Annotated in this window: 25 protein-coding genes; 16 read left to right on the forward strand and 9 right to left on the reverse strand. The window is 62.8% G+C overall.

Annotation, left to right across the window (positions count from 1 at the left end):
• Window positions 1-276: 276 nt before the first annotated feature.
• From FJ546_RS15185 to FJ546_RS15205, 5 genes are all read left to right on the forward strand, one after another.
• On the forward strand, window positions 277-1,314 hold the full coding sequence (locus FJ546_RS15185; protein WP_140890080.1) for a phosphatidylglycerol lysyltransferase domain-containing protein: 1,038 nt from the start codon (window positions 277-279) through the stop codon (window positions 1,312-1,314).
• Between the two features lie 209 nt (window positions 1,315-1,523).
• A complete protein-coding gene (locus FJ546_RS15190; protein ID WP_140890081.1) occupies window positions 1,524-2,495 on the forward strand; it encodes a sulfonate ABC transporter substrate-binding protein in 972 nt (323 codons plus the stop codon).
• A gap of 91 nt (window positions 2,496-2,586) precedes the next feature.
• Complete coding sequence (ssuD, locus tag FJ546_RS15195; protein WP_181167948.1) at window positions 2,587-3,744, forward strand: FMNH2-dependent alkanesulfonate monooxygenase; 1,158 nt, start codon at window positions 2,587-2,589, stop codon at window positions 3,742-3,744.
• Window positions 3,741-4,517 carry an ABC transporter permease subunit gene (locus FJ546_RS15200; RefSeq protein WP_140890083.1) on the forward strand — a complete coding sequence of 259 codons (777 nt, stop codon included), beginning with the start codon at window positions 3,741-3,743 and terminating at the stop codon, window positions 4,515-4,517. Before ssuD ends, FJ546_RS15200 begins: the two co-directional genes overlap by 4 nt.
• A 7-nt stretch (window positions 4,518-4,524) precedes the next feature.
• Entirely contained in the window at window positions 4,525-5,322 is a 798-nt protein-coding gene (locus FJ546_RS15205) for an ATP-binding cassette domain-containing protein (protein WP_140890084.1), read from the forward strand.
• A 71-nt stretch (window positions 5,323-5,393) separates the two neighbouring features.
• On the opposite strand, the gene FJ546_RS31235 is transcribed toward FJ546_RS15205, so the two are convergent.
• A complete protein-coding gene (locus tag FJ546_RS31235) occupies window positions 5,394-5,570 on the reverse strand; it encodes a hypothetical protein (RefSeq protein WP_181167942.1) in 177 nt (58 codons plus the stop codon).
• 309 nt (window positions 5,571-5,879) lie between these two features.
• On the opposite strand from FJ546_RS31235, the gene FJ546_RS15215 reads away from it, so the two are divergent.
• From FJ546_RS15215 to FJ546_RS15230, 4 genes are all read left to right on the forward strand, one after another.
• On the forward strand, window positions 5,880-6,248 hold the full coding sequence (locus FJ546_RS15215; RefSeq protein WP_140890085.1) for a septal ring lytic transglycosylase RlpA family protein: 369 nt from the start codon (window positions 5,880-5,882) through the stop codon (window positions 6,246-6,248).
• A 232-nt stretch (window positions 6,249-6,480) separates the two neighbouring features.
• Window positions 6,481-7,758, forward strand: a complete 1,278-nt coding sequence (locus tag FJ546_RS15220; protein ID WP_140890086.1) for a polyhydroxyalkanoate depolymerase — start codon at window positions 6,481-6,483, stop codon at window positions 7,756-7,758.
• Window positions 7,759-7,917: 159 nt separating this feature from the next.
• Window positions 7,918-8,532: a transglutaminase-like cysteine peptidase gene (locus FJ546_RS15225; protein WP_140890087.1), complete on the forward strand. Its 615-nt coding sequence runs from the start codon at window positions 7,918-7,920 to the stop codon at window positions 8,530-8,532.
• A gap of 167 nt (window positions 8,533-8,699) precedes the next feature.
• The gene (locus tag FJ546_RS15230) at window positions 8,700-8,942 is read left to right on the forward strand and encodes a hypothetical protein (protein WP_140890088.1); all 243 of its coding nucleotides are present in this window, start codon (window positions 8,700-8,702) and stop codon (window positions 8,940-8,942) included.
• 84 nt (window positions 8,943-9,026) lie between these two features.
• On the opposite strand, the gene FJ546_RS15235 is transcribed toward FJ546_RS15230, so the two are convergent.
• The 4 genes from FJ546_RS15235 to FJ546_RS15250 all read right to left on the reverse strand — a co-directional run bounded on the left by FJ546_RS15235 (window position 9,027) and on the right by FJ546_RS15250 (window position 11,876).
• Window positions 9,027-9,395, reverse strand: coding sequence for a helix-turn-helix domain-containing protein (locus tag FJ546_RS15235; RefSeq protein WP_019862229.1), 369 nt, complete (start codon window positions 9,393-9,395; stop codon window positions 9,027-9,029).
• Between the two features lie 19 nt (window positions 9,396-9,414).
• On the reverse strand, window positions 9,415-9,945 hold the full coding sequence (locus tag FJ546_RS15240) for a Smr/MutS family protein (protein WP_140890089.1): 531 nt from the start codon (window positions 9,943-9,945) through the stop codon (window positions 9,415-9,417).
• A complete protein-coding gene (locus tag FJ546_RS15245; RefSeq protein WP_140890090.1) occupies window positions 9,942-11,042 on the reverse strand; it encodes a murein transglycosylase A in 1,101 nt (366 codons plus the stop codon). Before FJ546_RS15245 ends, FJ546_RS15240 begins: the two co-directional genes overlap by 4 nt.
• Window positions 11,043-11,168: 126 nt before the next feature.
• Window positions 11,169-11,876 (reverse strand): Tim44/TimA family putative adaptor protein, encoded by a 708-nt coding sequence (locus FJ546_RS15250; protein WP_095775644.1) that lies wholly within the window; start codon window positions 11,874-11,876, stop codon window positions 11,169-11,171.
• A gap of 213 nt (window positions 11,877-12,089) precedes the next feature.
• Here FJ546_RS15250 and FJ546_RS15255 point away from each other — a divergent pair, with 213 nt between their 5' ends.
• The 3 genes from FJ546_RS15255 to FJ546_RS15265 all read left to right on the forward strand — a co-directional run bounded on the left by FJ546_RS15255 (window position 12,090) and on the right by FJ546_RS15265 (window position 15,493).
• Complete coding sequence (locus FJ546_RS15255) at window positions 12,090-12,587, forward strand: FxsA family protein (RefSeq protein WP_140890091.1); 498 nt, start codon at window positions 12,090-12,092, stop codon at window positions 12,585-12,587.
• 258 nt (window positions 12,588-12,845) lie between these two features.
• Window positions 12,846-13,349, forward strand: coding sequence for a protein-export chaperone SecB (gene secB, locus FJ546_RS15260; protein ID WP_140890092.1), 504 nt, complete (start codon window positions 12,846-12,848; stop codon window positions 13,347-13,349).
• Between the two features lie 503 nt (window positions 13,350-13,852).
• Window positions 13,853-15,493: an ABC transporter substrate-binding protein gene (locus FJ546_RS15265; protein WP_140890093.1), complete on the forward strand. Its 1,641-nt coding sequence runs from the start codon at window positions 13,853-13,855 to the stop codon at window positions 15,491-15,493.
• Between the two features lie 363 nt (window positions 15,494-15,856).
• Here FJ546_RS15265 and FJ546_RS31240 read toward each other — a convergent pair whose 3' ends face one another.
• Window positions 15,857-16,372 (reverse strand): hypothetical protein, encoded by a 516-nt coding sequence (locus tag FJ546_RS31240; RefSeq protein WP_181167943.1) that lies wholly within the window; start codon window positions 16,370-16,372, stop codon window positions 15,857-15,859.
• A gap of 258 nt (window positions 16,373-16,630) precedes the next feature.
• Between FJ546_RS31240 and FJ546_RS15285 the strand changes: the two genes are divergently transcribed.
• The 3 genes from FJ546_RS15285 to FJ546_RS15295 are packed head-to-tail and all read left to right on the forward strand — an operon-like array spanning window position 16,631 to window position 19,750.
• Window positions 16,631-17,938, forward strand: coding sequence for a DNA methyltransferase (locus tag FJ546_RS15285; protein WP_140890094.1), 1,308 nt, complete (start codon window positions 16,631-16,633; stop codon window positions 17,936-17,938).
• Window positions 17,938-19,071, forward strand: coding sequence for a DUF262 domain-containing protein (locus tag FJ546_RS15290; protein WP_140890095.1), 1,134 nt, complete (start codon window positions 17,938-17,940; stop codon window positions 19,069-19,071). Before FJ546_RS15285 ends, FJ546_RS15290 begins: the two co-directional genes overlap by 1 nt.
• Window positions 19,022-19,750, forward strand: coding sequence for an MAE_28990/MAE_18760 family HEPN-like nuclease (locus tag FJ546_RS15295; RefSeq protein ID WP_140890096.1), 729 nt, complete (start codon window positions 19,022-19,024; stop codon window positions 19,748-19,750). Before FJ546_RS15290 ends, FJ546_RS15295 begins: the two co-directional genes overlap by 50 nt.
• A gap of 25 nt (window positions 19,751-19,775) precedes the next feature.
• On the opposite strand, the gene lepA is transcribed toward FJ546_RS15295, so the two are convergent.
• Complete coding sequence (gene lepA / locus FJ546_RS15300) at window positions 19,776-21,581, reverse strand: translation elongation factor 4 (protein ID WP_140890097.1); 1,806 nt, start codon at window positions 21,579-21,581, stop codon at window positions 19,776-19,778.
• A gap of 197 nt (window positions 21,582-21,778) precedes the next feature.
• Between lepA and FJ546_RS15305 the strand changes: the two genes are divergently transcribed.
• On the forward strand, window positions 21,779-22,906 hold the full coding sequence (locus tag FJ546_RS15305; protein WP_140890098.1) for a TadE/TadG family type IV pilus assembly protein: 1,128 nt from the start codon (window positions 21,779-21,781) through the stop codon (window positions 22,904-22,906).
• Between the two features lie 65 nt (window positions 22,907-22,971).
• On the opposite strand, the gene FJ546_RS15310 is transcribed toward FJ546_RS15305, so the two are convergent.
• Window positions 22,972-23,970, reverse strand: coding sequence for an ABC transporter ATP-binding protein (locus tag FJ546_RS15310; protein ID WP_140890099.1), 999 nt, complete (start codon window positions 23,968-23,970; stop codon window positions 22,972-22,974).
• A 58-nt stretch (window positions 23,971-24,028) separates the two neighbouring features.
• Entirely contained in the window at window positions 24,029-25,090 is a 1,062-nt protein-coding gene (locus FJ546_RS15315; RefSeq protein ID WP_140890100.1) for a Gfo/Idh/MocA family oxidoreductase, read from the reverse strand.
• Window positions 25,091-25,115 lie beyond the last annotated feature (25 nt).

The raw sequence follows: 25,115 nt of genomic DNA on the forward strand, positions 1-25,115 counted from the left end.
TCCCATCGCGCAAATGCGGCTAAACCAACGACATGGAACGGAATGCCCGCTTCCGTCCGAAACCATGCAGCCCTATATGGCATATCAGCGGCATCGGCGATAATCAGGTCGCGGCAATGTGATTGATTCGAGTTCCGAGGGGCTGGCGGATCTCGTTACCGACACAGGAATTCGAAACCTCGCGATTTCGGCTTCCCGTTAAAAATCAAGGCGCCGTGGTGCGTCTGGCGTGCCGAAAGGCACGTCGCGCCACAGACGGCACGCGGAATCCGGACCATGCCCTCCTTGCGGATCTATTTCGACAAAATCCTCGAGGGTGCCTCGCCCAAGGTCGAGCGCCAGGCGTTGACGCATGTCGAACGGCTGGCGATGGTCCGTCGCCATGGCGACTTCTCGCTCGCCTATTCGACGGCCGTACAGCGCAAGCTTTCCTATTTTGGCGACGCCGACGGCTACATCGCCTTCGGCACCAAGATGAAGCATCATTTCGCGCTTGGCGATCCGGTGGCGGCGCCGGCCCGGCGGCCCGACTATATCAGGCGCTTCGTCGAGACCGCCGGCGACCCATGGTTCGTGCAGATTGGCGAGGAGACCGCGCGCGTGCTGGCCGGGCTCGGCTACATGATCAACCGGCTGGGCATCGACACCCGCCTCGCCCTGCCCGAGCACGACTTTTCCGGCAAGCGCAACGAGACCGTGCGCTATTCCGAGCGCTGGCTCTTGAAGAAGGGCTTTTCGTTCGAGGAAGACAAGCGGACGGTATTCCTCGACGAAATCGCCCGGCTGTCCGGGAACTGGCGCGGCGACCGCATCGTCAAGCGCTGGGAGATGGGTTTTCTCAACCGCCCATTCTACGATCAGCTCGGCACAGACATGCGCCGCTTCGTCCTGCATGGCCCCGATGGCGAACTCATCGCGCTGCTCGATTTCGATCCGTTGTTTCGCGACGGCAAGGTCATCGGCTACACCACCGCCTTCAAGCGCAAGCACATCGATGCCTCGCCGCACGCCGAGATCGGCCTGACCAAGTTCGCCGTCGACCGGTTTCGCGAAGAGGGCATTTCGGTGGTCACGCTCGGCCTGTCGCCGCTTCTCGACGTCACCCCCAGCGGATTTGCCGAAAGCGATTTCTGGCGCAACACTTTTCAGCGCGCCTATTCTTCGCCATGGGTCAACCGCCGCAGGTTCAACCTGCAGGGCCAGGCGGCATTCAAGCGCCGCTTCCATGGCATGGAAGAGCCGGTCTACATCGCTTTCCGCAAGGGGACCTATGTCGAGATGCTGGGCCTGCTGCGGCTGGTGAAAGCAATCTAGGGACCCGGCGCGGCCCTGGCCAAAGCCTTTCATTCGTCATTCCTGCGCCGCGTCGAACGACGAATGCCGGGATGGAAGATATTTCCGCACCATTGCGCCAATTCGCAAAATCATTCCTCTACTAAATTTATAGATCTACTTAGCCTTGTCCCTCGTCCAACCGGCGAGGACGTTTTCCCGGCGCCGATCCGCAGCGAAGGAGAGGGATCATGTTCAATCTGACCAAGCGCTTCAATCTAACCAGACGCGTTTTCGGCATCGGCCTGCTCGCCGCTACCGTCGGCCTGTCGTTCGGCGCCGCCGCGCAGGAGCTGAAGCAGCTCAACATCGGCTATCAGAAGACCGGCCTGCCGGTGATCGCCCGGCAGCAGCAGGTGATCGAGAAGGCGCTTGCCGACAAGGGCGTCACCGTCAAATGGGTGGAATTCACCGCCGGCCCGCTACTGGTCGAGGCGCTCAATGTCGCCGCCATCGACGCCGGCTGGACCGGCGACGCACCGCCGATCTTCGGCCAGTCGGCCGGCGCCAACATCGTCTATGCGGCGGCACTGCCGTCCAATGGCGAGGGCGAGGCGATCTTCGTCAAGCCGGCCTCGCCGGTCCAGTCTGTCGCCGACCTCAAGGGCAAGCGCGTCGGCGTCGGCAAGGGCACCTCTGCGCATAATCTGCTCGTCGCCGCGCTGGAAAAGGCTGGCGTTCCCTTCGATCAGATCACGCCGGTCTATCTCAGCCCCGCCGATGCGGCCGCCGCCTTCGCCAGTGACCAGATCGACGCCTGGGCGGTCTGGGACCCGTTCTTCGCCATTGCCGAAACACGCTACCAGCCGCGTGTGCTGGCCCGCTCCGCCGAGGTGCTCAAGGTCAACACCTATTTCCTCGCCAACAAGGATTTCGCCAAGGCGCATCCCGAAATCATCACCACCACCATCGCCGCCCTTGGCGAGGCGGCGAAATGGGCCGACCAGAACCGCGACAAGGTGGCCGAGGCGCTGCACGAGGTGACCGGTGTGCCGCTCGACGCCCAGACCATCGCCGCCAACCGCAGCAAATTCGGCATCTTTCCGATTACCGACGAGATCACCGCCGGCCAGCAGGCGACCGCCGACCGCTTCTACAAGCTCGGCCTGATCCCGAAGGCGGTCCGCATCTCGGACGCCGTGTGGACCGCGCCGGGCAACTGATTCTTCTCGTGCGGCGCCGGGCGGAAACGTCCGGCGCCTTTGCCGTTTGTGCCTACGTATCCAGGGAGATCCGCACGTGACTGCGCCAGACATGACCACGCCAGCCAGCCCGCTCGATTTCTTCTGGTTCATCCCGACGCATGGCGACGGCTCCTATCTCGGTTCCGAGGAGCAGCAGCGGCCGCCGGAGTTCGGCTATTTCAAGGAGATCGCGCAGGCGGTCGACCGGCTCGGTTTTCCCGGCGTGCTGCTGCCGACCGGACAGAATTGCGAGGATTCCTGGATCACCGCGACAGGCCTTGCGACGCTGACCGAAAAGCTGAAGTTCCTCGTCGCTCTGCGGCCCGGGGTGACGCTGCCGACCTTTGCCGCGCGGCAGACCGCGGCACTCGACCGGCTGAGCAATGGCCGCCTGCGGCTCAACGTCGTGGTCGGCGGCAATCCGACCGAGCTCGCCGGCGACGGCGTCTTCCTGCCGCATGATGAGCGCTATGCCCAGGCGCATGAATTCCTGACCATCTGGCGTGGTCTCGTCTCGGGCGAGCGCGTCAATTTCGACGGCAAATATTATCGCGTCGAAAACGGCCGCCTCGACCTTCTGCCGCTGCAGGAGCGGCCGCCGCTCTATTTCGGTGGATCGTCCGACGCCGGCCAGGATCTCGCCGCCGACCTCGTCGATATGTATCTGACCTGGGGCGAGCCGCCGGCGCAGGTGGCCGAGAAGCTCGCTTCGGCGCGCAAGAAGGCGGCGCTGCGCGGCAGGAAACTGCGCTTCGGCATCCGGTTGCATTTCATCGTGCGCGAAACGGAGGACGAAGCCTGGCGCGCCGCCGACCGGCTGATCCGCCATGTCACCGATGCCCAGATCGAGAATGCGCAGGCCCGCTTCCTCAACCAGATGGATTCGGTCGGCCAGCGCCGCATGGCCGAACTGCATGGGGGCCGTCGCGACGGGCTCGTCGTTTCGGCGAACCTGTGGGCCGGCGTCGGCCTGGTGCGCGGCGGCGCCGGCACCGCGCTGGTCGGCACGCCGGAGCAGGTCACGCAGCGCGTCCGCGAATACCAGGCGATCGGCATCGACACCATCATCGGCTCGGGCTACCCGCATCTGGAGGAAGCCTACCGCGTCGCCGAGCTCTTGTTCCCGCGCCTCGGGCTCGGCACCAGGCGGCAGCGGGCGCATCGCGACATCGCCAACGAATTCTCGGTCGGCTTCCATGGTGCTGCCCGCCTGCAGGCCTCCTCATGAACTTTTCCGCGCGCCTCCACGCAAATGCCATCGGCTGGATGCTGCCGGTCCTGGTGATCGCCGGCTGGGAAGCCGCATCGCGCGCAGGCGTCATGCCGGCCAATGTGCTGCCGGCGCCAAGTGCTGTCGCCGAGGCCTTCTGGCGGCTGACGCTTTCGGGTGAACTGATCCGCAACATCGCTGTTTCGACGGCGCGCGCGCTTGCTGGCTTTGCCATAGGCGGCTCGATCGGCTTCGCGCTCGGCCTTGCCAACGGGCTGTCGCGGCTCAGTCGCGGCCTGACCGACACCACGCTGCAGATGATCCGCAACATCCCGCATCTGGCGCTGATCCCGCTCGTCATCCTGTGGTTCGGCATCGACGAGGAAGCAAAGCTGTTCCTGGTGGCGCTCGGCGTGTTCTTTCCGATCTACGTCAACACGCTGCTCGGCATACAGAGCGTCGATCCGCAGCTGGTCGAGATGGGCCGCGTCTACGGCATGGACCGGCGCGCCCTGTTCTTCCGCGTCATCCTGCCCGGCGCGCTGCCGGCGATCTTCGTCGGCCTGCGCTATGCGCTCGGCATCATGTGGCTGACGCTGATCGTCGCCGAGACCATCTCGGCCAGTTCCGGCCTCGGCTACATGGCCATGCAGGCGCGCGAATTCCTGCTGATCGATGTCGTCGTGCTGTCGATCCTGATCTACGCGCTGCTCGGCAAGCTCGCCGACAGCCTCGCCCGCCTGCTCGAGCGGCTGTCGCTCGGCTGGCATCCCGCCTTCCAGAACGGATGAGGTTTCGATGCCAGCCGCCAGCCTGACCTCCGTCCGTTCCTTCGTCGCCGCGCCAGCGCCGGCGCGCCCGGCGATTTCTGTCGAAGGCCGCCGCGCCTTCGCCTTCAAGGGCGTGGAAAAACGCTTCGGCGACAAGATCGTGCTCGACGGCATCGACCTTGACGTGCCGGCCGGGCAGTTCGTCGCCGTCATCGGCAAGAGCGGCTGCGGCAAGAGCACGCTGCTCAGGCTGCTGGCCGGGCTAGACCAGCCGACGTCGGGATCGCTGACGCTGGGCGCCGGGGAAGCGGGCCACAGCCGCACGCGCTTCATGTTCCAGGAGCCGCGCCTGCTGCCCTGGGCCAGCGTGGTGAAAAATGTCGAGATCGGGCTGACCGGCATCGCTGCCGGCCAGGACGCAAGGCAACGCGCGCTCGACATTCTAGGCGAGGTTGGCCTGGCCGACCGCGCCGACGAATGGCCCTCGGTGCTGTCCGGCGGCCAGAAGCAGCGGGTGGCGCTGGCCCGCGCGCTGGTCGGCCAGCCGCAGATCCTGGCGCTCGACGAGCCGCTCGGCGCGCTCGACGCGCTGACCCGCATCGAGATGCAGCAATTGCTGGAGCGCATCTGGCTCGCCCAGAAATTCACCGCCGTGCTGGTCACGCATGATGTCGCCGAGGCGGTCGCGCTCGCGGACCGGGTGGTGGTGATCAGCGCCGGCAGGATCGCGCTCGACCTGGAGGTACCGGCGGCTAGGCCGCGCCGGCGCGGCTCGGCCGAGCTCGCCCGCCTCGAAGGCACGATCCTGGACCGGCTGTTCGGCTAGGGCTGTCTTGCGGATCGGAGGTCGATCGGGGAGAGGAAGGGCGCCAACCTTGTCGACCTCTCACCGAAGCTCTACCGGTTCGCCCATACCAGCCCGGCCAGGCCGAGCAGCATGGCGACGAGACCGATATAAAGCCATTGCGGCTGGCCGGTCATGAAGCTGCCGCCGATCACGCCGATGCCTTGCAGCGACCACACCGCACCGACAGCCAGCACAATCAAGGCCAGCAGATTTTTGGTCAGTCTCATTGACGGATCTCACTTTTCAAGTCGATCGTTCGCGGCGCCATGACCGTGACGAAAGAGCCAAAGGAATGAGCCCAATCATACCGAATTCTACTTGGATATTAATCCGGTATCTTGTCCAAGCGATCTCGCATATCGGGCCGAAGATCGTCGAAAATGAATCAAATCGCGCCGGAAACCCCCTGACAGACTGTTACCTTCCGACTCCAAACGTGTGATCTCGCCACGGAACGGACAGATGCTTGCCGCATTTCCTGCCTTATTTGGCACCTAACGGCTGGGCTCTGTCAAAAACGGAGCCATCCCTCAAATATGAAGACCCTAAACCAGACCGCGCTTGTCGCGGTAACGATCGCTGCTGGCCTGATGGTCGGTGCTTCCGCCACTTCGGCAACCGCCGCCGCCGGCCAGTGTGGCCGTGCTTCCTGGTACGCGCTGCACTCGCGCACCGCATCGGGCGAGCGCATGAACCCGTCGGCGTTGACCGCCGCCCACCGCACGCTGCCGTTCGGCACCAAATTGCGGGTCACCAACCAGAACAATGGCCGCAGCGTCGTCGTGCGCATCAACGATCGCGGCCCATTCATCCGGGGTCGCGTACTCGACCTGTCGAAGGGCGCCGCCGGCCAGCTCGGCTTCATCGGTTCCGGCCATACCTCGGTCTGCATGGCGCGCGTGTAGAATTTGCCTGTGTCCGGCGGCAGGGCCGGACACATTTCCTACACATTTCGGCACTGCACATTGAGCCGGCTCGGCCGTTCCGGTTGGATTTGCAACGCCTTGGACGAAAGAACCATTGGTCACGCCACGTGACGTATTGCATAGCAGCAATTAGTTGTTAACTTCGCCGCGAGACATTTGAGGCTCGGCGCTGCTCGTCGTCCCTTCGGTCGCAGCAGCAGCGGGGTTGTCGATGTTCTACCATCTCTACGAATTGAACCATGCGGCGCTGCAGCCGGCCCGGCTCTACGCCGATGCGATGCGGATGTTCTATTCCAACCCGCTGAACCCGGTCTCGCACACGCCATGGGGCCGTTCGGTCGCGGCGGGCGCCGAACTGTTCGAGCGCAGCACGCGCCGCTACGGCAAGCCCGCCTTCGGTCTCGACAAGACCGTCGTCGACTGGAAGAGGGTCGAGGTCACCGAAAAGACCGTCTGGTCGAAACCGTTCTGCAATCTCGTCCGTTTCGAGCGCGCCGTTCCCGCCGGCCGCAAGCCGGATCCGAAGCTTCTGATCGTGGCGCCGATGTCGGGCCACTATGCGACGCTGCTGCGCGGCACGGTGGAAGCCATGCTGCCCTATGCCAATGTCCACATCACCGACTGGGTCGACGCCCGCATGGTGCCGCTGGCCGACGGCAGCTTCGATCTCGACGACTATATCGATTATATCATCGAGATGTTCCATGCGCTGGGACCCGACACCCATGTGATGGCGGTGTGCCAGCCTTCCGTGCCGGTCCTGGCGGCGGTGGCGCTGATGGAGGCGAAGGGCGATCCCTTCGTGCCGTCGACCATGACGCTGATGGGCGGCCCGATCGACACGCGCCGCAACCCGACCGCGGTCAATCTCCTGGCCGAGGAAAAGGGCATCGACTGGTTCCGCGACAATGTCATCATGCGCGCGCCCTGGCCGGTGCCCGGCTTCGGCCGCGAGGTCTATCCGGGCTTCCTGCAGCTGTCCGGCTTCATGAGCATGAATCTCGACCGCCACATCATCGCCCACAAGGACTTCTTCATGCACCTTGTGAAGCATGACGGCGACAATGCCGAGAAGCACCGCGACTTCTATGACGAGTACCTGGCCGTCATGGACCTGACAGCGGAGTTCTACCTGCAGACCGTCGACACCGTGTTCGTGCGCCATGCCCTGCCCAAAGGCGAGATGATGCATCGCGGCACCAGGATCGATCCGTCTGATATCCGCAACGTCGCCTTGTTCACGGTCGAGGGCGAGAACGACGACATATCGGGCCTCGGCCAGACCAAGGCGGCGCAGGATCTGTGCGTCAACATTCCGGCCGACAAGAAGGCGCATTACATGCAGCCGGCGGTCGGCCATTACGGCGTCTTCAACGGCTCGCGCTTCCGCTCCGAAATCGTGCCGCGCATCGTCGACTTCATCACCAGCTATGGCCGCCAGAACCGCGTCGCGGTGAAGCCGAAACTGGTCCGCACCGCCAAGCGGTAGGCCATTCCGGGGCAGAATCGGCTGCAGAGCCTATTCTGTTGCACAATAGACGCTGTCCCTCTCCGCGGGTAACCATGCCGCAAATCAGTCCGTCGTCGTAATTGACACGGACTGTCAATCGCCCTTAACGTTTCGTTAACAACAGGGTGAGCGGGGACAATGAATTCCTCAACAATGGCGAGAAGGCTGCGTTTGTGCGTGGCTGCGGCCGGTCTGGCAGCCACGGGAAGCTGGCCGGCAATGGCTGCAGGAGCGATGGCGACCGGGGGCATCACCTCGCAGCCGATCGGCCACTATGATTTCTGCAAGCAGCACCCCGGCGAATGCTCGATCCGTCCGAGCAACCTGGCGCCGGCAAAAATGACCAATGGGTTGATGCGCAAGCTCGCCAGCATTACCGCCAGGGTCAACGCCGCCGTCAAGCCGATGAGCGACATGGACATTTACGGCAAGGACGAGGTCTGGGCCTATCCCGACAAGGGTGTCGGCGATTGCGAGGACTATGTTCTGGAAAAGCGCCGCCGGCTGTCCCGCATGGGCATCTCGCTCGCCGATCTGCTCATCACCGTGGTGCGCAAGCCCGACGGCGAAGGCCATTCCGTGCTGACCGTGCGCACCGACAAGGGCGACTACGTGCTCGACAATCTGACCGACAAGGTCAAGGCCTGGGACCAGACCGGCTACCGCTTCCTCAAGCGGCAGGCGATCGACAATACCGGCCGCTGGGTCTCCATCCGCGGTGGTCAGCAGGTGCTGGTCGGGTCGGTGGAGTAGCGGGTTGCGGCCGCCTGGTTGGGGCGGCGCAGACCCCTGGATGACGAAGGCGAGGAGGCTTCCGCCGCGCATCTCTTCGAAAATTTCTCCACCTCTCCATGAACCATTTCCGTCCGCCCGGCGACACACAGCCGTGAACGACAGAAACCCAACCATGGAGACTTCAAATGACTGCCTTCCTGCGTAACACCCTTCTCGCCGTCGCTGCCGTTTCGGCCCTGGGCGGATCCGCAAGGGCCGACCAGACGGTCAGCTGCGCCCACACCAATCTCAATGATCTTTGGGCCGGCCGTTGTTGCGGCACTGCCGGCGCGGCGGACTGCCTGGGCGGCGGCAACAATGGCCACGACCATGGCAACCCGGGCACCAAGGGCGGCAACCCCAACGGCAGCACGGCCGGCAAGCCCTGATCCCACCACAGTGGCCCGCCGGCTGCCGCCGGCAGACCCTGTTTTGCGCTCCGGCCGGCCGTCGCGAAATTCCGGTAGAACCAGTTACTTCAGTCGGCCAAGCGCGGCGCGGATCGAGGCGGTGATGCGGCGCAGCTCCGCTTCGTCGAGCTTCTCGATGTTCTCGGCCAGCAGATTGGCGAGCTCGGTGGCGGCGGGATTGAGGCCCGACGTATCGAGTCTTACACGCGGATGAGAGGCTTCGGCCAGCCGCGCCAGCTCCTCGGCATCGTCCCAGATGATGTTGAAATAGCCGATGATCTTCTGGATCAGCGTCCAGGTCGGCGCGCCGCGCCTGCCATGCTCGAGCGCCGAGAGATAGGCTGCGCTGACGCCGATCGCCGCGGCCATGTCCTTCTGGCTGACGCCGCGCTCGCGGCGCAGCGCCCGCAGCCTTTCGCCGAACGGCGTCATGCGCCCGGCCTCCCGATCCTCATGAGCGCGCCCGCCGCAGCCTGATATAGAGCGCGCCGGCGCCGCCATGGTTGCGGGCGGCATGGTCGTGGCTGGAGACCAGCGGCCGGAAGGCCGGCGTCGACAGCCAGGCCGGCACCGCGCGCCGCAGCACGCCGTCGCCGCCGGAGGACGACCCCTTGCCGGTGATGACCAGGACATAGCGGATGCCGCCGGCATGCGCCCGGTGCAGGAACGAGAACAGCAGCGAATAGGCCTCGTCCTGCGTCATGCCATGCAGGTCGACGCGGCCCTCGATCGGCAGCCGGCCCTTCGACAATTTGTCCAGCGTCGGCTCGTCCAGCCGGTGCGTGACATGCTGGACTTTCGGTTTTGCCGCAGCCGGCGCACTGGCGGCGGGTTGGGCCGGCTGCGGCACCGCCGGCTTGGCCTCGATGGCGATGTCGGGAATGTCGACAGAGGTTTTTCCCTTGAGCGGCTTGGTCGTGCGCGCCACCAGGTTCCACAGAACCCGGTCGTCTTCGCTCAACCTGTCCGGACGCTTGCTCATTTGGCGCCCCCGGCCAGCGCGCGCGGCACCAGCGCATAGAAATCGGCGGCGTTGCGCACCACGCCGGCGATCTCGCCGGCGGCATCGCCCGAACCGGCGAAGAGATCGCCGCGCGCCGGCCCGGTGATGGCCGAGCCGGTGTCCTGCGCGATCATCAGCCGGCGGAACGGTCTTGCGTCGAAGGCGGTCAGCGTCGGCGCGACGATGTAGAAGGGCGTGCCGAATGTGTGCAGCAGCCGGTCGACGGCGACCGAGCGGCCCGGCGTCAGCGGCACCTTGGCGGCGGCGATCGGGCCGAGCGCGGCGTCTTCCACCTCAGCCTCGCGGAAGAAGATGTAGGAGCGGTTCCGCCGCAGGATCTCGTCGATGCGCTGCGGATGCGCCTTGAACCAGGCGCGGATCGACTGCATCGTCACCTCGGCCAGCGGGATTTCGCTAAGCTCGCTCAAGACCTTGCCGGGTCCGGTGAAGCGCTGGCCCGATTTGGCGGCGTAGGTGATGCGGCGCAGCCGGCCGTCGGTCATGGCGAGCCGTGCGGCCCCTTGCACATGGATGAAGAAGGCATCGACCTTGTCGGCCAGCCAGGCGATCTCCAGCCCTTGGCGCTCAAGCGCGCCGCGCTCGATCGCGCCACGGTCGAAATACTCGGCCAGTCCGTCCGCCGTCCGGCGCGCGAAGGCGAGATAGGGATCCATCCCGTCGGGCCGATTGGCGTCGTCGACATCGACGAGATCGGCCGGCCGCGACAATAGCGGCACGACGAAACGCTCCGTGCGCACCGGCGAGGCCTCGACCTGCGGCTCGTAGAAGCCGGTGACGAGGCCGGCGCCGCTTTCGGCGCGGACCTGCATGGGGACAAAATGGCGCTCGAAGAAAGTTCGCGCCTCCGTGCGGTTCGCGGGCGCCGCGGCGCGCGCTTGCGCATAGGCCGCGGCGAAGGCGCCGAAATCGACGCCGAGCGCGCCGCTGCGATAGGGTTTTACCGGCGCATGGAAGGCGGAGCGGCGAAAAGCCTCGAAGGCCGGCACGGGGTCGTCATCGCCCCAGCCGGGCAAGTCGTCAAAGGATTTTTCGATGAAGAGAGGCGATAGCGACACCGGAGCCCCGTCGCCTTAAAGCGCGTCGTGTTTGAAGAGAATCATGCGACGCGCTTCGGGTCTTGGTTTCGATGCAAGTCGTTGTCCCAAAACCGCTTCGCACTTTTGGGCGACATGCATCGGGGCTCAGTCTTCTTCTTCGGTGGCGACGAGCTTCCAGTTCGGATCGCGTGAGCGCGTGTCGCGGGCGAAGGTCCAGACATCCTTGACCTCGGCCACGGTTTCCGGATCGCCGTCGATGACCGTGCCGGCCTTGTCGCGCGTCGCCGAAATCAGCTCGCTGATGATGCGCAGCGTGACATGCGCCTCGCCGCCCTTCATCTCGGCCGAGACGATGTCGGCCTTGTCGATGCCGACGAAAGAGGACTGGATCTTTTCCGACTTGGCCTCGCGCTCGCCGATCGCCGCGACGAAACCGTCGAACACCTCGCGCGACAGCAGGTTCTTCAGCGTTTTGCGGTCGCCGTCGGCATAGGCCATGACGATCATCTCATAGGCCATCTTGGCGCCGTCGATGAACCCCTTCGGATCGAAGGACGGGTCATTGTCCTTGATCGCGCGCAGGCCCTTGTTGAGATCGGTGTCGGGCTTGGCGAAGGCGTCGATCGCCGTATAGGCGTCGGCCGGCGCCGGCTCGCCGGGCAGGCGCTTGCGCGGCAGCGAAACGACATTTTCAGGCTTCTGCGTGGCGTCCTTCTCGGTGCGCGCCGCCGAGTAGGGGTCGAAGGGCGGCCGCTCGCTACCGGTCCGACGGCCCAGCACGTTGCGCAGCTGGAAGAAGATCACTACCGCCGCGATCAGGAAGAAAATCGTGCCGAAGTCGAAGAAACCCATATCTTCCGCCAATCAATCCCTGCCTGTAGGCCGGACCATCCGGCCAGCAGGCCGCGGTCGCATAGCGTTCAACATTCAAAGCATATAGAACGCAAGGTGCAATCATTCAAATTAAAGGCAGGCATACCTATCTAACGGCCTCAGGGCCAGCGGCGATTGGCCGCCAAGGGCCAAAACAATTGAAACGACCAACGACCGGAAGGCTGGCAAGACTTGCGCATTTCGCTGCTTCCCCTGTTTCTTCTCGCCCTGCCGCTGCTGGAAATCGCCGGTTTCGTCATCGTCGGCCGTGAGGTCGGCGCGCTGGCGACGGTCGGCCTGGTGCTGGCCTCGAGCATCGCCGGCGTGCTTCTGCTCAGGCACCAGGGTTTCGGCGTCATGGCGCGGGTGCGCGCCGAGATGGACGCCGGCCATGATCCCAGCCGCCATCTCGCCCACGGCGCCATGATCGTGGTCGCGGCGATCCTTCTGATCATCCCAGGCTTCATCACGGATATTATCGGCCTGCTCTTGTTCCTGCCGCCGGTGCGCGACCTTGCCTGGCGCCGGTTCAAGGGCCGCATCGTCGTCGCCACCGATTTCTCCGGCGGCGGTTTTCGCCGGTCGCGCGACAAGGTCATCGACCTCGACGACGGCGACTATTCGCGCGAGGACGATTTCAAGCGCGGCCCGGACCACAATTCGCCATGGCGGCGGCTGAAGGACGACTGAGACTGCATCGAGATTCAGGTGATGCCGGTCTGCAAAGGGCGGCTTCCTGCGCTTCCGGTGCTCACGTACTTCAAGTACGCTCCGCTCCGGTTCTCGGAAACCACCCTTTTCGCCTCGGCCTGACCTGAATCTCGATGCAGTCTGGGTCCGCTCCCGTCACAAGGCGGCAAACCTTGTCTTGTCATGCCGACCATGGTAGCGAACGCCCGATTTCAATTCGGTCAGCAACGCTGCCCAGGGGAAAAGGATATAAGGCTCATGGCCAGCAATGATGACGCGCCGACCGGCGCAGCAAACGGCAACGGCAACGCGACGCAGCCGTCGCTCAACGTGCTCGCCCAGTATGTGAAGGACCTGTCCTTCGAAAGCCCCGGCGCGCCGAACTCGCTGCGCGGCCGCGACAAGGCCCCCGGCATCGCCATCAACGTCAATGTCAACGCCAACCCGCTCTCCGACAAGCAGTTCGACGTCAATCTGACGCTGAACGCCAAGGCCTCCTTCGACCAGGAAGTGCTGTTCAATGTCGAGCTGGTCTATGGCGGCGTCTTCGCCATTTCGGGCTTCCCGCAGGAGCACATGCTGCCGATCCTGTTCATCGAATGCCCGCGGCTTTTGTTCCCCTTCGCCCGCCAGATCATCGCCGAGGCCACCCGCAATGGCGGCTTCCCGCCGCTGATGCTCGATCCGATCGACTTCGCGCAGATGTTCCAGCAGAAGATCGCCGAGGACCAGGCCGCCGCGTCGAAGGTCCAGGTGAGCTGAGGCTTCTCCTCCTCGTTTCTGAAAAGCCCGGCCTCGCGCCGGGCTTTTTTATTGGCTGCGGCCCCGCACTTTCGTCATCCTGGCGGAGCAAGGAGCGAAGCGACGCGGCGCGGACCCTGGAGCTGCTCCGCAGCCCAAGGAATCCATGGCGGGACTCCGGAAGCGTCGCCACGGTCCAGAATTCTGCTCCGCTGCGCCCGTCGGCAAGGTCGCGGCATGGATCCCTTGGGCTGCGGAGCAGTTCCAGGGGTCTCCGCGACGCCGCTATGCGGCTGCTCCGCTCGTGGATGACGAAGCTGGCTCACGCTGCGGAGCAGTGCACAACTCATGCGGATTCCAGAACACTCCGCAACGTCACCCCGCCCTATCATCGCCGCCTCAGGCAAACCCGGCGGTTGCAGCCGCCCCCGCGTCGGCGATCCGTCGGGACGAGCCCGCTTCCGTGCATACCCCAAAACCCCTGCACTTTTGGGCGGCATGCACCAACGACAAAGGGAACGACGATGAAATTCATGCTGACCGACCGCAAACTGCACCCGCAGGCCGAGCCCGTCGCCGACGATTTCAAAAAGGGCGGCATCAGCCGCCGCGAATATCTGGCGCTGATGGCCGGTCTCGGCGTCAGCGCCGCCGGCGCGTTTGCCCTGGGCGGCCTCGCGCCGACGCCGGCCCGCGCGGCCGAGCCGAAGAAGGGCGGCACTTTGCGCGTCGCCATGAACGTCAAGGGTTTCAAGGACCCGCGCACCTTCGACGGCGTCGAAATGTCCAACGTCGCCCGCCACTGCAACGAATATCTGGTGCGCTGGAACACCGATTTTTCGTTCGAGCCCTGGCTGCTCGAAAAATGGGAGATGAGCGACGACGCCAAGACGCTGACGCTGCATGTGCGCAAGGGCATCACCTGGTCGAACGGCGATGCCTTCAACGCCGACGATGTCGTCCACAACCTCACCCGCTGGTGCGAGGCGGGTGTGGCTGGCAATTCTGTCGCCGCGCGCATGGGCGCGCTGGTCAATGCCGACACCAAGAAGGCGGTCGATGGCGGCATCGAGAAGGTCGACGACTACACGATCAAGCTGAACCTGCCCAAGCCCGACATTTCGCTGATCGCCGGCATGGCCGACTACCCCGCGCTGATCATGCACCGCTCCTATGAAGGCGACGGCGACCCCCTGAAGGCGCTGGCCATCACCACTGGCCCCTGCGAGCTGGTGAAATGGGACGCCGAGACCGGTGCCGCGGTGAAGCGCAAGGACAAGCCCTGGTGGAAGGGCGAATTCTATCTGGATGGCATCCAGTGGATCGACTACGGCTCCGACCCCAACGCCATGCTGTCGGCCTTCGAATCCGGCGAGATCGACACCGACCACGAAACCGCCTCCGACGCCGTCTCGCAGACCGACAAGATGGGGCTGAAGAATTCCGAGATCGCCACCGGCTCGACCATCGTCGCCCGCTTCAACATCGGCAACGCGCCCTATGACGACATCAAGGTGCGCCGCGCCGCCCAGCTCGCCGTCGACAATTCGGCCGTGCTGGCGCTCGGCCTCGGCGGCCGCGGCAAGCCCGCCGACAACCACCATGTCGGCCCCATGCATCCCGAATACGCCGATATCGGCCCGGCCAAGCGCGATGTGGAGGAGGCCAAGAAGCTGCTCGCCGCCTCCGCCAAGCCGGACCATGAATACGAGCTGATCTCGGTCGACGTCGAATGGCAGAAGAGCACCGGCGACGCGATCGCCGCCCAGATGCGCGAGGCCGGCCTCAAGATCAAGCGCACCGTGCTGCCGGCCGCCACCTTCTGGAACGACTGGAGCAAATACCCCTTCTCCTGCACCGAATGGCTGGGACGGCCGCTGGGCGTGCAGGTGCTGTCGCTGGCGTATAAATCGGGCGCGGCCTGGAACGAAAGCGCCTATGCCAGCAAGGAATTCGACGAGCTGCTCGACAAGGCGCTCGCCACCCCCGACGCCAAGGCGCGCAAGGAGATCATGGCCGGCATCGAGAAGAACCTGCGCGACAGCGGCATCATCATCCAGCCCTACTGGCGCTCGGTGTACCGGACCTACCGCAAGGGCGTGGAAGGCTGCGAGCAGCACCAGGCGCTGGAGCAGCACTTCGAGAAGGTTTGGTTGGAGGGGTGAGACTTCGCCATTCCTGGGTTCCTCGCCCCCACGGAAGTGGTGAGAGGTGGCCCGGCGAAGCCGGGACGGAGCGGGGGACGCACTCGGCGAAGTCAAAACCGTGTCAGGATAGAGCCCCGGCTAGCGCGTACCTATCGCAGGTCGGCGCTGCCCCTCACTGTCCTGCCGGACATCTCTCCCCGTAAACGGGGCGAGAGAGCCCGCCGCAACGCCGGCGCCCTTCCTGCAACGCCTGCGATTGGCGAAAGCGGCGACAGCAGCCCCCTTCGCCCCGTTTACGGGGAGAAGATGGCGGCAGCCAGATGAGGGGCAGCGCCGACGCTCGTCTTCCTGTCGCGGATTTTGACGGCGGGCGGACAGCGTCTACCGCCCCTCCCTCACCAGCGTCCAGATCCACCCAACAAAAGTCAGCACCAGGAACGGATAGCCGGCCGCCGGCAGCGGCGAGGAGGTTGGCAGCAGGGGCGTGCCCCACAGCACCATGCCCACAGAGGCGAAGAACAGCGCGGCGGCGACGAATGCGGTGAACCGCATCCACAGCGCGAAAGTGGAGGGCACGCTGACCATGATGAGGGCCGCCGCCCAGAGCGAGATGCCGCCAACATAGGAAGGCACGCTGGCCTCGAGCCCCGCCGCGTTGCCGGCCAGAAGCAGGCTTTCGCCGGCGAGGAAGGTCAGGAAGCCCGCGGCGACGCAGTCATTGCCGAGCCGCTGGTATTTCATGGTGAGCAACGCGGTGGCCACGACGAGCGCCACGCCGTCGATCGCCCAGAGGGATTCGCGGAGCGGAGCGCTGGCAACGAAGGTGCCGGCAAGGCCGAAGATGCCGCCGATGGCCAGGCCGAGACAGGCGACGGTGTCTGAGATGTTGGTGCGCATGTGATGTCTCCCCGATGTCGGAGGATACTTCAAGGCCGGGTGATCTTAAAGAGTTGGTCGCAATGGGCGCATGCGCCAACCCTGGGCTGCCGCGTAGCGCGATAAGAACCGCCTTCCAGTGACCTCGGAGACACATGAGGAACAGATATGCCATCAACGCCAAGAATTGGGCGAACTAGGGATTCCTAAAAAAAAGGCCAGCGACTACGATACTCGCTGTGATTCCGTGCCTGCGTCTTTGGTTGGCCCGATTGCCATATGGAGCTAAAGATTTTTCAGTTCAGCAAACTTCAAATCAGTTCGCCAAAGCGCGACAAGGGCCTGCAAACTGGATGGGAGAGTTTCTTCCCTTACTATGCGGGCTATCCTGAAATTTTCGTCAAGGGACTCCTGGAGAGTGCCAATCTTTCCCCCACCTCGATAATACTTGATCCTTGGAATGGTAGTGGCACGACCACATTTGTTGCATCACGACTTGGATATGAGGCAGTTGGACTCGATATTAATCCGGTAATGGTAGTGATCGCTCGCGCAAGGATGCTCCCCTGCAGCGAAGCAGACTCTTTGCTGCCTCTTGCGCTTGCGTTGGTCGGACAAGGCCCTAGACCTACAATTGAAGCCGGCGCTGACCCGCTGGAGGAATGGTTTGCGCCTCAAACTGCCACAGCGATTCGCCAGATCGAGACAGCGATCCGAGAAAGCACTATTGGTGGCATTGCTCCGCTTGATGGCGCAACCATAGGCCGAATTTCTGGACTTGCGGCTACGCTCTATCTTGGACTTTTCGCAGCTTGTCGTTCGTTGAGCCGCGTCCATCGATCAACCAATCCGACATGGATGCGCAAGCCGAAGTCAGAGGAGCAAAAAACCACCGTTCCCCCTGTGGGAGTAGTTGCGGCCTTCATAGACAATGTGCGTGCTATGGCCAATGAACTTGCTGCCAGCGAAAAAACACCTGGAATAGCACCCCGATGGGCCATCGAGGTTGCGGATACAACCAGCGCTAGCTTGAAACCTGATAGTGTGGACCTTGTTGTGACCTCGCCTCCATATTGCACCAGGATCGACTACACTGCCGCTACGCGCGTTGAGCTCGCGATTCTGGCGCCGATTTTGCCGGAGGCGCGCGAAGATCTTAGCCGCAATATGATCGGCTCCATCCGGGTTCCGGTTAAGAAAATAGCTCAATCCGCTGACTGGGGTGAGACCTGCAATCGTTTCTTGGATCGGGTGCGGCAGCACGACTCAAAGGCGTCATCGACCTACTATTACAGCACGCACCTCGATTACTTTGACAAAATAGACAGTTCCTTCGGTAGGATTTCGTCCACGCTGCGGCCAGGTGGGATTGTGTGCCTAGTCGTGCAAGATTCTTATTATAAGGACGTGCACAACGATCTTCCGACCATTGTGACTGAAATGTGTGGTCGCCATGGCCTGCGGCTTGGGCGGAGGGACGATTTTCGCTTCAGTCGCTCGATGGCCCGCGTGAATCGACACACAAAGATTTATGGTAGACCATCAGTTCCGACAGAAGCGGTCCTATGTTTTGAGAAAGCTGCCTAATGACCGATAAGCCGGACTTAATTGCAGCAATCGCGGCGAGCGTTCGACAAGCCAATACTGCAGCGCTCGACGTCTCGTTCAACGAACTCTTGGACATGTGGGAGAACAAAGAACTGGATATTCAGCCTGACTATCAGCGATTATTTAGATGGACAGCCGCACAACAGTCTCGCTTTATAGAATCTCTCCTTTTGGAAATGCCCGTTCCACCGATTTTTGTTATTGAGGAGGAATCTAATACATATCAATTAATCGACGGACTTCAGCGTATTTCCTCCTATTTACACCTACGAGGGAAGTTGGAGGCTCCTCAAGCCACACCTCCAGTTCAGCTCGGTGATATGCTTGTGCTCGAAGATTGTGACATTGTGCCCGAACTAAATGGGCTTAGTTATGACGATCTGCCGACTGCCCTCCAAATAAGGCTGAAGCGACGCTTCATCCGTATGGAGGTTGTGCGCAAAGAAACAGACCGACGCTTCAAGTATCATATGTTCAAGCGTCTCAACACGGGAGGCGAGACCCTTTCCGCGCATCAGGTGCGAAATTCGGCGATGAGGATGCTGAGCGATGTATTTCCCAATTTCGTCGTCAGAATGGCACAGGTGGAAGAGTTCAAATCTTGTACAGAGTATTTAACTTATGAAAGACGTATGTCGGCCTTTGATGAGGAGCTTGTCCTTCGTTTTTTCGCTTTGAAAAATCAGCGAGCACAGTTTAAGCATGAAGTTACGGATTTTTTAGACGAATACATGGAAGCAATCTGCGATCCTTCGAGGAACGCGCCATTTAATTATGGGGCTGAGGAATTGAGCTTTCGAAAGACTTTTCGTGCCTTATGGCTGGCGCTTGGTGAATACGCCTTTGCCTTCGCGAATCGGGATAAAACTGCTCTTAGCTTGGGCTTCAGTATCTACCATTTTGAGGGAATAACGATTGGAATTCAATCGGTCATCAATCGGATCGATTTGGATGATGGCGCGGTATTAGAACGATTAGGAACGGTTTTGAGGGGTATCAAACTAGACCCTGCCTTTATCGCGATTACGACTGGCGGTGGTAAGAATTCGCCCGGACCGTTGAATGCGCGAATTTCCTTCGTTTCTGAGAGACTTGAAGTTGCGTTCCCCTAATGAAATATTTGAGGAGCTGGAAGAAGGTCGCGCGGTGCGTGAGGCCGAAATTCGCCTGCTGCAGAATCTTGCCGAGTCGGAAGGCGATGGAGATCGGCAGGGTACTTTAAGGCGGTCATTGGTCCTTGTGACATACGCGCACCTTGAAGGTTTCGCCAAGTTCTCAATGGACAGCTATGCTTCCGCTGTGAACTCCGCGAAGATACCATGTAGCGAGGCGATAGCTCCCCTTGTGGCGGCTACTCTGCATAAGGCCTTTGCGGCTCTTCGGCACATTCAATCGAAGCATCCTGTCTTTAGAGGCCAAATGCCAGATGACGCCGCGCTACATATGGCGTGGCGGGAGCAGGAATTTGTGCAGCAGATTGAATCCTTGATGGCAACTCCTGTCGAGATTCCAGACAGTGTTGTGAGCTCCGAATCCAATCTTAGTGCTATGGTCTTGAAAAAGAATATGTATCGACTAGGCCTGCCATTCGATTCAGTAGATGGCCACGGTGGGGCCATCGGAAAGCTGTTAGGAAAGCGAAATCAGATCGCTCACGGGGAATTAGTTACCCCCACAAAGGTCGACACCGACCAGTACGTGGCCACCGCGTTCGAAGTAATGCAATTTGTCCAAGCAGAGGTCTATGACGCGCTCGACAAGCGGGCTTATCAGCGTCCCGTCGCGGCATAGCTGTTGAGGCGCGCCAACCGGCCCCTCAATCCCCCATCTTCAGCGCCTGGATAAACGCCTCCTGCGGGATATCCACCTTGCCGAACTGCCTCATCCGCTTCTTGCCCTCTTTCTGCTTATCCAGCAGCTTGCGCTTGCGCGAGACGTCGCCGCCGTAGCATTTGGCGGTCACGTCCTTGCGCAGGGCGGAGATGGTTTCGCGGGCGATGACCTTGCCGCCGATGGCGGCCTGGATCGGGATCTTGAACAGGTGGTGCGGGATCAGCTCCTTCAGCTTCTCGCACATCTGCCGGCCACGCTTTTCCGCCGCCGTGCGGTGCACCAGCATGGAGAGCGCGTCGACCGGCTCCTCGTTGACCAGGATCGACATCTTGACCAGATCGCCCTCTCGGTAGTCGGTGAGGTGATAGTCGAACGAGGCGTAGCCCTTGGAGATCGACTTCAGCCGGTCGTAGAAGTCGAAGACGACTTCGTTGAGCGGCAGGTCGTAGGTCAGCATGGCGCGTTTTCCCACGTAGGAGAGGTCGGCCTGGATGCCGCGCCGGTCCTGGCAGAGTTTCAAGATGCCGCCGAGATAGTCGTCGGGGGTGAGGATGGTGGCGCGGATCCACGGCTCCTCGATCGCCGAGATCTTCACCACGTCGGGCATGTCGGCCGGATTGTGCAATTCCTTCACCGAGCCGTCATTGAGCAGCAGCCGGTAGACGACGGATGGCGCGGTGGCGATCAGGTCGAGGTTGAACTCGCGCTCCAGCCGTTCCTGGATGATTTCCAGATGCAGCAGGCCGAGGAAACCGCAGCGATAGCCGAAGCCGAGCGCGGCACTTGTTTCCATTTCATAGGAGAAGGACGCGTCGTTGAGGCGCAGCTTGCCGACGGCGGCGCGCAGGTCCTCGAAATCGGCGGCATCGACCGGGAACAGGCCGCAGAACACCACCGGCTGCGCCGGCTTGAAGCCGGGGAGCGCATGCGCGGTCTGGCGCCTGTCCTCGGTGATGGTGTCGCCGACGCGGGTGTCGGCCACTTCCTTGATCGAGCCGGTGAAGAAGCCGAACTCGCCGGGGCCGAGCTCGTCGACATTGATGCGGGCGGGCGTGAACACGCCGGTGCGCTCGACCAGGTATTTGGCGCCGGTGCCCATCATGCGGATGGTCTGGCCCTTCTTCAAGACGCCGTCGATGATGCGCACCAGCACGATGACGCCGAGATAGGCGTCGTACCAGCTGTCGACCAGCATGGCCTTCAAGGGTGCTGACGCATCGCCCTCGCGCGGCGGCGGCAGCTGGTGGACGATGGCTTCCAGCACGTCGGGAATGCCGAGGCCGGTCTTGGCCGAGATCAGCACGGCGCCGGAAGCGTCGATGCCGATCACCTCCTCGACCTGCTCTCGGATGCGCTCGGGCTCGGCGGCCGGCAGGTCGACCTTGTTCAGCACCACGACGATCTCGTGGTTGTTGTCGATGGCCTGGTAGACATTGGCGAGCGTCTGCGCCTCGACGCCCTGCGAGGCGTCGACCACCAGCAGCGAGCCCTCGCAGGCGGCGAGCGAACGCGACACTTCATAGGCGAAGTCGACATGTCCGGGCGTGTCGATGAGGTTGAGGATATAGTCCTCGCCATTGTTGGCGCGGTATTTCAGCCGCACCGTCTGCGCCTTGATGGTGATGCCGCGCTCGCGCTCGATGTCCATCGAGTCCAGCACCTGCTCCTTCATGTCGCGCAGCTCCAGCCCGCCGGTGGACTGGATCAGGCGGTCGGCGAGCGTGGATTTGCCATGGTCGATATGGGCGACGATGGAAAAATTTCTGATATGGTCGAGGGGCGTGCTCATCCGCGCGCTTTAGCAGGGGTGGCTTGCGGCGGCAAGGCTTGCGGCGCAAGGGCGGCGCCTTCGATCACAAAGCGGTGAGCCGCGCCGAATGCCGGCCCCGGCGGCCGTGGATGCTTAAACTTTGATCGATCGCATTAGACCTTGGTTTGCCGGCTGTGTGGTATCTGCACGATCACTAATATCCGTGGGGGTAAAAAATGCTGAAAGTTGCAGGCGGGTTTGCCCGTTCGCGCAGCGGCTCGATGATGCCGCTGTTTTTCCTGAGCCTGGCGCCGTTGATCACCGCCGTCGGCTTCTCGGTCGATTACACCAACGCCGTCCAGACCCGCTCCGACATGCAGGAGGCGCTGGATGCCGCGACGCTGGCCATCACCACGCTGCCGGCGACCACGACGCAGCCGGTCCGCCAGCAGGCGCTGCAGGACAATTTCGCCGCCAACAATGGCCGGGGCACGGCGACGCTGGTGAGCTTCAACGTCGCCGCCGACGGCACCGTCACCGCGCAGACCTCGGCCAGCTATGCCATGCCGACCAATTTCATGACCATCGCCCGGATCAACTCCGTGCCGGTCGCCGTCGCCTCGGGTGTCAACAAGGCGCCGGCGCTGGTGCAGGCGACGTTCAAGATCGACAAGGTGTCGGGTTACTGGAACAAGATCATGACGCTTTACGGCACGAACTTCGGCGCGACGACGCCGCAAAAACTGATGACGGCCAGCTATGTCTATTCCCCCTACACCTATTCATACAAGGTCAGCGGCAGGTCCTATTCCATAACGGAACCGAAGGGTTACGGCACGACGACGATATCGCTTGTCAATGGTTCGACGTCGACGGTGGTCCAGACGCAGACGTGTACCACCATCGGCTCGACGGCCGCTTTCACCAGCCCGCCGGCGGGCGCGATCCTGAGCCCCGGGCAGTACGACAGCAACAGCGGCAAGACGATCTATTACCAGACCATTTGCGCCACCACCAATGTGCCGGCCACCGGTTCCGGCGCCAACGTCGACGTCAGCCAGATGGGCCAGCTTTTCCTGCAGATGGATGTCACGACCGGCAACAAGGCGACGTTCAAAACGACCGACGCCACCACCTCCGACCACCTCTATCTGGGCACCACACCCACCCCTTTGACCGAGGTTGACGCGGGCAAGCTGATTGACATCTTCAACGTCGTGCCTTGCTCGCAGACCAGCTACCAGGCCTGGGAAGACGGCGGTACAACCCTTCCCGCCGATTATACGAATGCCGACTTCTTCTACAACATCTCCGGCAAGTGCGACTTCAACCAGCGGCCGTCGCTGACGGCGCTGACGCAGTAGGGACAGACGCTGCTTTCCTTCTCCCCTTGCGAGGGGAGAAGGAAAGAACCCGCCGTGCGCCAGCCCTACTTCAGCACTTTCCCATCCGCGCCGAACCGGTAGGTCTTCGCCGGATCCGGCGTCGCATAGAGCGTCGCGCCGGGCTCGGCATCATAGACGCCGAATATGCGCACCGTGATCAGCCCGGCCTTTTCGCAATCGAGATAAAGATTGGTGTCGGCGCCGAGATGCTCGGCATGCACCACCGTGCCCTTCCAGGCGCCCGACTTCGTATCGACGGTCAGATGCTCCGGCCGCACGCCGATGGTCTTGGCCGTCTCGCCGAGGCGCGCACCGTCGATGAAATTCATCTTCGGCGAGCCGATGAAGCCGGCGACGAACTCGTTTGCCGGTGAATTGTAGAGCTCCATCGGACCGCCGATCTGCTCGATCCGGCCGGCATTGAGCACGACGATCTTGTCGGCCAGCGTCATCGCCTCGACCTGGTCGTGGGTGACGTAGATCATCGTTGCCTTGAGCCGGCGGTGCAGCTGCGCGATCTCAAGCCGGGTGTTGACGCGCAACGCCGCATCGAGGTTCGACAGCGGTTCGTCAAAGAGAAAAAGCTTGGGCTCGCGCACCACGGCGCGGCCGATGGCGACGCGCTGGCGCTGGCCGCCGGAGAGTTCGGCCGGACGCCTTTCGAGATAGGGCTCCAGCGACAGCATGGACGAGGCGATGCCGATGCGGCGGTCGATCTCGGCCGCCGGCGTGCCGGCCTGTTTCAGGCCAAGGCCCATATTGTTCTTCACCGTCAGATGCGGGTAGAGCGCATAGGTCTGGAACACCATGGCGATGCCGCGCTTGGCCGGCGGTGTGGCCGACACATCCGCGCCGTCGATCACCACGCGGCCCGAGGTCGAATCCTCCAGCCCGGCGATGACCCTGAGCAAGGTCGACTTGCCGCAGCCCGACGGGCCGACGAAGACGACGAATTCGCCATCCGTCACTTCGAGGTTGATGCCCTTCAGCACCTCGACGGGCCCAAAGGCCTTCTTCACATTCTCGATCTTCAGCGAGCCCACGGCAGTCCTCCAAATTGATGAGCGAGCGCCAAGGCACCCCCCGATGACAATGCCCCGGTCACAATCGCACCGCCTTTCCGCTGCGCACGCTCTCGTCGGCGGCAAGGCAGACGGCGAGCGACTTGACCGCGTCGTCCATGTGCTTATTGAGGTCGATGTCCTCGCGGATCGCCTTGAGGACGAAGGCCTGTTCGAGATCGCAGAGGTCCTGATGCCCGGGTTCGCCGGCCATGGACAGCATCTCGTCCGCCTTGACGAATTTGCCGTCCGGGCCGGTCGCCGCGCCGTGCAGGCGGATGGTCGAGGTCTTGGTGTGGGTGTCGATGTCGTCCGACTTCACACCTTCCTTCATGACGATCGACACGCAGCCGTTCGGCGAGATGACGTCCTTCACGAAGAAGGCGGTTTCGGAAATCATCGGCCCCCAGCCGGCTTCGTACCAGCCGACCGAGCCGTCATCGAACAGCACCTGCAGGTGGCCGTAATTGTACATCGACGGCGCCACCTCCTGCGTCAGCCGCAGCCCCATGCCGCGCACCTCGACCGGCCTGGCGTCGGTGATCTGCAGCATGACGTCGAGATAGTGGACGCCGCAGTCGACGATAGGCGACGTCGTCTGCATCAATTGCTTGTGCGTCTCCCAGGTGGGGCCTGAGGATTGCTGGTTGAGGTTCATGCGGAAGACATAGGGGCCGCCGAGCTTGCGCGCCTCGGCGATCAGCCGGATCCAGGACGGGTGGTGGCGCAAGATATAGCCGATCACCAGTTTCCTGCCGTTGGCCTTGGCGGCCGCAACGACGCGTTTTGCGTCGGCCACCGTCGTTGCCAGCGGCTTTTCGACAAAGACATGGCAGCCGGCCTCGAAGGCCTTGACCGCGTAGTCGGCATGGCTGTCGGAATAGGTGGCGATGCAGGCGACATCAGGCTTTTCGCCGCGCAGCGCCTCGTCGAAGGAACGCCTGATGCCATAGGCCGACAGGCCTTCCGGCAGCGGCACGTCGGAGCGGTTGATCAGTGCCGCGATCTCGAAGTCCGGATTGGTGTGATAGGCCAGCGCATGGCTGCGGCCCATATTGCCGAGCCCGGCGACGACGACGCGAAGAGGCGGTTTTGAGCTCACCTGGCGACTCCAGATATTCCGGTTG

The organism is Mesorhizobium sp. B2-4-19 (genome assembly GCF_006441315.1).
Classification (GTDB): domain Bacteria; phylum Pseudomonadota; class Alphaproteobacteria; order Rhizobiales; family Rhizobiaceae; genus Mesorhizobium.